A 2,431-nucleotide genomic window follows, 5' to 3' on the forward strand; every position below is an offset into this window, starting at 1 on the left:
GGGCGACATCCGCAGCAGCTCGTCGATCGCCTCGCCGCCCATCGCGAAGCTCGGCGTGGTGGCCACCAGGACGAGGGACGCGACCCGGCCGGGGTGCAGAAGCGCGGCGTGCTGCGCGACCGCACCGCCGAAGGACGTGCCCAGCAGGTGCGCCCGCGGCAGCTCCAGGGCGTCGAGCAGGGCGGCGAGGTCGTCGGCGAGGTCTTCGAGGGCGTACGGGACCGGCGGGTTCACGGTGATCCCCGAGTCCCGCTGGTCGTACGAGATCGCCCGGATCCCCGCGCCGAGCCGGCCGCGGAGGACGGCGAACTGCGTGCGGTCGCTCTCGCCGCCGTGCACGAGGACGAGCGGCACGCCGCTGCCCTCGTCGATGACGCCGACGTCGAGCCCGCCGGCTCGCACGATCGCGCCGGCCGGTTCCGCGGGTTCCCGCTGCGTCTGGTGCGTTGCCACCGCTGACCTCCGTGTCGATTCAGTCGTAAGATATACCTACGATTTGAGATACGTCTATCACTTCGTGCGGAGGGATTTCCGCCCGACGCAGGGGAGTGTGCGGGCAGGGCTGTGCGCCCGGCGTCATACCGGGGAGGTGAGTGGGAGGTGCTACCGCGGTAGGGGGTGGGGGCGGCCGGTCAGCCGGCCCGGGCCCACCCGCGCAGCGCACCGCGGTACGCCTCGGTCAGCCGCGTGATGACCTCGCGGCGGGAGAGCCCCGTCTCCCGCAGCAGGTCCTGGACCTCCCGCGGGTCGAAGATCACGTTGCTGAGGAACAGGGCGTATTCGAGCATGTCGTCCGGGACGCCGATGTCGTCCATCAGCCCGCGCACGGGACCGCTCCAGGCGTCCCGGGTGGCGACGATGATCTCGTTCCCGCCGTGCAGCCGCTCCAGGAAGCCCCGCCGCGAGCGGAGCTGCACCAGCGCCGGGCCGTGCTCGGCGAGCAGGTCCACCCACTTGTCCACGACGGCGTCGAAGAGCGGCCTGCCCTGCGCGGCCGACGTCGCGCTGAAGTCGCGCAGCTCCTCGACGACGCTGAGCACGTAGGCCGCGAGCACGTCGTCCATCGAGGAGTAGTAGCGGTACGCGGTGGCCGGACCGATCTCCGCGCGCGACGCGACCGCCTGCATCGTGAGCCGGTCGGGCGCCTCCCGGGCGAGTTCGCCGACGGCCTGGAGGAGCCGCCGGCGGTTGCGGCGGGTGTCGCTGCGCAGTTTGCGCCCCCCGCCCGGGGCGGCCTGCTGGTCGGCCACGGGGCTCCTCCGCCTCATCGACGTGCAGGCAAAGGGTAGCGCCTCGGGGTACGGCCCGGCCGCGCGCCCGTACGCGGCGAGCGCACCCGCACCCGCGCCCGCACTCGCGCCGTCACGGGCCCGCGGCGCCGAAGTAGCGGACGATGCGTTCCAGCCCGGTCCACAGGTCCTCCTCGGCGGTCGCGAACGAGATCCGGATGTGCCCCTCGCCCGACGGCCCGTACTCGGCACCGGCCCGCGCCAGCACCCCCTGCCCGGCCAGCTCCCGCACGACCTGGTCGGACGGCACGCCGGTGTCGTAGCGGAGGAACCCGTAGAACGCGCCCTCCGGCGGCACCAGGTGCAGGCCGGGCACGCCGGACAGGCGCGCGACCGCCAGCTCGCGCCGCCGCCGGTACCCGTCGGCCATGGCCGCCACCACCTCGTCCGGCAGTTCCAGGGCCGCCAGGGCCGCGTGCTGGACCGCCGTGTTCAGCGAGCCGTTCAGGCTCCGGTGCACGTGGGCCGCCGCGTCGACCACCGCGCGCGGCCCGGTCAGGTACCCCACCCGCCAGCCGGTCATCGCGTACGTCTTGGAGAAGGTCTGCACGTACACGGTCCGGTCCCGCAGCGAGTCGATCTCCAGCGCCGATGTGGGCTCGTGCCCCGGGTAGGTCAGCCGGTGGTACGCCTCGTCGCTGACGACCAGGGTGTCGGAGCCGTCCAGCAGCCCGCCGAGGGCCGCCAGCTCCTGCCCGCGGTGGACGATGCCCGTGGGGTTCGCCGGGTTCGAGAAGATCACCATGGCCGCGCCCGGGAGCGCGGCGGCCAGCGCATCGAAGTCCCAGTGCAGGTCGGGGGCGAGCGGGACGTGGTCCACGGTGCCCCCGGCGAGGACGACCAGGTCGGCGTAGAGCGAGTAGGCGGGCTCCGGGATCACCACGCGGTCGCCGGGGTCGATCGTCGCCAGCACCACCGCTGCCAGCGCGGCGGTCGCGCCGTGGGTGACCGCGATGTCGTCCGCGGTCCAGGCCCGGCCGGGGCGGGCCGGCAGGCGGGCCGCGAGCGCGGCGCGCAGCTCCCGGATGCCGCGCTGGTCGGCGTAGTGGGTGTGCCCCCGGCGCAGGGCGGTCACGGCGGCGGCGATCACCGGCGGCGGGGTGGGGTGGTCCGGCTCGCCCATGGCCAGCGAGACGGTCCCG

The 2,431-nt window shown here is 74.6% G+C and carries 3 protein-coding genes; all 3 read right to left on the reverse strand.

All coding sequences use genetic code 11. The annotated features are described in order from the left end of the window. A partial coding sequence (locus H5J30_RS27345; protein ID WP_181789988.1) for an alpha/beta fold hydrolase occupies positions 1–453 on the reverse strand: 453 nt, incomplete at its 3' end. 179 nt (positions 454–632) lie between these two features. Continuing rightward, positions 633–1,250 (reverse strand): TetR/AcrR family transcriptional regulator, encoded by a 618-nt coding sequence (locus tag H5J30_RS27350; protein WP_181789989.1) that lies wholly within the window; start codon positions 1,248–1,250, stop codon positions 633–635. Positions 1,251–1,362: 112 nt separating this feature from the next. Then, positions 1,363–2,431: pyridoxal phosphate-dependent aminotransferase (locus H5J30_RS27355; protein ID WP_181789990.1), on the reverse strand; the 1,069-nt coding region annotated here is incomplete at its 5' end.

Source organism: Streptomyces phytophilus (genome assembly GCF_013870535.1).
GTDB classification, from domain to species: Bacteria; Actinomycetota; Actinomycetes; order Streptomycetales; family Streptomycetaceae; genus Streptomyces; species Streptomyces phytophilus.